Origin of the sequence: Spiroplasma sp. hyd1, from assembly GCF_016082235.1 — a bacterium.
In the GTDB taxonomy this organism is placed as follows: Bacteria; Bacillota_I; Bacilli_A; order Mycoplasmatales; family Mycoplasmataceae; genus Spiroplasma; species Spiroplasma poulsonii.
The window spans coordinates 1-3,601 of sequence record NZ_JXYY01000081.1 but is presented as its reverse complement, the minus strand read 5'-3'; the positions used below and the strand labels follow the sequence as shown (position 1 = coordinate 3,601).

The 3,601-nt window shown below is 25.2% G+C and carries 3 protein-coding genes; 1 reads left to right on the top strand and 2 read right to left on the bottom strand.

Annotated features, from left to right (window positions below; genetic code table 4):
- Nucleotides 1–266 precede the first annotated feature (266 nt).
- Nucleotides 267–911: a nitroreductase family protein gene (locus tag TS70_RS08750; RefSeq protein ID WP_198049726.1), complete on the top strand. Its 645-nt coding sequence runs from the start codon at nt 267–269 to the stop codon at nt 909–911.
- An 870-nt stretch (nt 912–1,781) separates the two neighbouring features.
- Here TS70_RS08750 and TS70_RS07980 read toward each other — a convergent pair.
- A complete protein-coding gene (locus TS70_RS07980; protein ID WP_227991130.1) occupies nt 1,782–1,946 on the bottom strand; it encodes a hypothetical protein in 165 nt (54 codons plus the stop codon).
- Complete coding sequence (locus TS70_RS06135; protein WP_443028839.1) at nt 1,927–2,409, bottom strand: NAD(P)-dependent oxidoreductase; 483 nt, start codon at nt 2,407–2,409, stop codon at nt 1,927–1,929. Before TS70_RS06135 ends, TS70_RS07980 begins: the two co-directional genes overlap by 20 nt.
- Between the last annotated feature and the right edge of the window lie 1,192 nt (nt 2,410–3,601).

Genomic DNA, 3,601 nt, shown 5'->3' with positions numbered 1-3,601 from the left:
TTTAATTTTAGTTATGTTATTAATTATTTGATTATAAAATAAAGCAAATTTATTTACTAATAAAAAACATTAATTAAAATTAAAAAATAGTAAAACATTTATCATATCATCAAGTATCAAAATCATTAAAACAAAATATTTTATCAATATTATACATTTATAGTTCAATTCTTCGTTTGATAATGATAAATGCGGTACATGACTTTGATTATGGTCATTTAAAATAATCAACAAATATTAATTATCAACAGGGAGAACAAAGCAATATGAAAACAGTAGAACAAGCAATTAAATTTNGCCGTTCAATGTCTGGTTTTAATACAAATAAAAAAATAAAAAANGAAGATTTGAACTTAATTTTAAATGCTGGTCGGTTAGCTCCAAGTGCACTTGGATCAGAACCAACAAGAATTTTAGCAATAAGAAATAATCATGTTAAAGAAAAACTAGCTGAAATTTCTTATGATGAACCAAACTGAAAAAAGGTGAAAACAGCAGATGTTTTAATTCTTTTTGTATCAGTAAAAGGAGATATTTTAAACAGTAAAACATTTATTAAAAATAGATTAGATAGATGAGGTTTACCAGAAGACCAATTAGAAGACCGCGTTGATTCTTATTTAGAATATCTAAAACAATTTGATTGTGATAGTTATTCAATCAACCAAGCATTTATATCTGCAGCATATATGAGCTTACAAGCTGCATCAATAGAAGTTTATTCAANAATCATGCAAGGTTTTAATTTAACTAAGTTAAATGATTGTTTAAATAAAAAAGGATATATAAATAAAGAAAAAGAATCTGTCCATTTATCAATGGCAATTGGTTTATCTAATAAAGAACTGAAAAATAAAATTTATCCACAANTTCGATTATNATCAGAAGAATTCTACACATTAATCGACTAAAAAAATACCCTTAATTGAAAATATTAAGGGTATTTTTTTATTTAGTTNATNNNTNTAAACAAAATCAATATAATTGTCTACAATATTGTGGTTAAATCAACTGCTTNTGCAATACATANAATAAATAATGATTAGATCGGTTTTATTAACAAGTAACTAAAATAATAGTTTTAGCATATTTGCTCTTATCATTTATTTAACAAAATAAAAAATGCNTTTTCATTTTAAAGATAGCGCGGAAGATTATATCAACGACTCTTAATAATTCCGTTGGTAAAGATTNGATATCAATAACTGCCAATAAATAACGTATGATTATTAAAATTAAAATTTTGGTAAGTCTTTTCTGACATTTGACGAAGTTTTCTGGCNCTATAAATAACAAACCATCTTTCATTACACAAAAAAGCATAATCTGGAATTAACTCGGTTAAATCAAGTGTTCCTCCTGAAGTTCTCAATTTTCTTTGTACACAAAAAATAAATAATTTATTATTTTGATTGTTTAATTTTCATCTTTTNTGAAATGATTTAAAATTAAAACAACAATNATCACAAATTGGATGTAAAACATCAGCACGCATTTAAAAAATGTTCCCCTCTTTCTTTTAAATTAAGTAATAGCGTTAGTTTAAATAAAAAAATTTGTAAATAAAATATAAATAGAGTTTATAGTTTTTTGCTAATTAAATTATAATGGATTTTTTATATTTTTAAATATATTTATTATTATATTAAAAAAAGACACTNATGTCTTTTATCAAATAATTTGTAGTTAACTCTTGTAAAACAAACAAATAATTTGCTGAGATTAAGCAAATTATTTGAATCAATATTTTGTTTTCCTACTGTTTGTAAATTTATCTTAAATTAGATTTTATTTTTTGTTTCACCAGTTGTTAAAATTTCTTTTAAATTTTCATATGTTGTTTCAATCATATTTTTAACCGCTTCATCGGTATATGAACCGACGTGTGGAGTAATAATTACCCGTGGATATAATGTTAATAGTTTATTAGTAATGTCATCTGGCATTTTTTNCACCCTTAAAATCTTTAAAGAAAACATCACCTTCATTTTCTAAAACATCTAAGCCAACCCCTTTTAAATGGTTTGACTTTACTGCTTCATAAACAGCTTCACTATCCATTAATTGTCCTCGTGCGNCATTAATTAAAACGGACCCTGGTTTCATTTTTGNTAAAAATTCTTTATTAACTAAATGATGATTTTCCTCTTTAATATATGGACAATGCAATGAAATTAAATCTGATTCTTTAATTAATGTGTCTAAATCAGTATAAGTTAAAATTTCTTTTGCTGCATCACTTTCATAGATATCTTGTCCTAGAACTTTTGCTCCCATCCCATGTCATGCTTTTGCTGTCTCAAATCCAATGCGTCCTGTTCCAATAATTCCAATTGTTGAATTACGAATTTCTTTTGCAAACATAAAATCATCAACCTTAAAATTAGTATTTTTTTCATTATTCGCCATATAAAATAAATTTCGTAACAAAGCATTTCCCATTGCAACCGCTAGTTCACTCACAGCATTTGGTGANTAACNNGTAGTAAGAAAAAAGTTGAGGTTTTATAAAAAATATAAATAAAGTAATTAAATACAAATTAAATTAATCGCTTATNAGAGCGATTTTTTTATTTGCATTATTCATCAGATAGTATCTTTAAAATTAAAAATTAACCTATTTTGCCCTACAAANTAGTTAATTTTTATAATTTCCTTTCTGTGATTTATTATATTTTTTCGGTTTAACAACTAATAATATCATTTTTAATAAAGGTACTATCTGATGAATAATGCAATNCTAAAACTTAATATTTTGATGCTTAAAGATGGATAACTCATCTATGGCACGAAGNCTTAAAGAAAGTGTGAAAGCGATTGGATTTACTCTCCTATTTATTTCTTTAATTCTCGGCAAGATTAATCACTTGCGAAATGTCAGAGCGCGTGTTTTTTGGCTTGTTTTCATAAAAAGAGTGTTGTTAAACCGAAAAAAANCAATATCGGACACTAAAAAAACAAGAGGGTTGGAACTCCAAAAGGTTATTTTCTTTATATAAAGTTGTCTAGGGATGGATGAAGCGTAATTAATAACTGGNTAAACTNTTTTTTNGTTTATTTCCGTNNGGGGGTAAANCTCTATCAAAATATCCTANCCGCCCCCGCTCACCNNCNAAGTGAAGCGGGCGGCGAANTAATTAAATACTAAAATAAATTATTTACTAAATATCAAAATATTAACCAATAAAGGAATATTATGTTTTTTTACAGAAAGGAAAATATTTNATGAAAAAATGAAATAAAAAAATTAAAAATAAATTACAAGAATTAATNATACGANCTTATNCAGTAACGGTAAATGATATTAATGNTGAAATTTGAGCAACAAATAAAAAAANTTAAGGAGTATATATAATGACAGAATATAAAAGTTTGTATATTAATAAAACTTGAAATGAAATAACAACTTCNTTTGANTGAGNTAATTGTCANCCTGTTAATTGTCGTATTTCACATCATAAAAATCATTATGATTTGCAATGTTTAGAATGANCCAAAATGTACTTAAATTTATTTAAAGACAAGTGAGATGTTATTGCTTCTTATATGCAANATTANAAAATTAACGATATTTTAGATTTAGCATCAGATGGATGAAAAA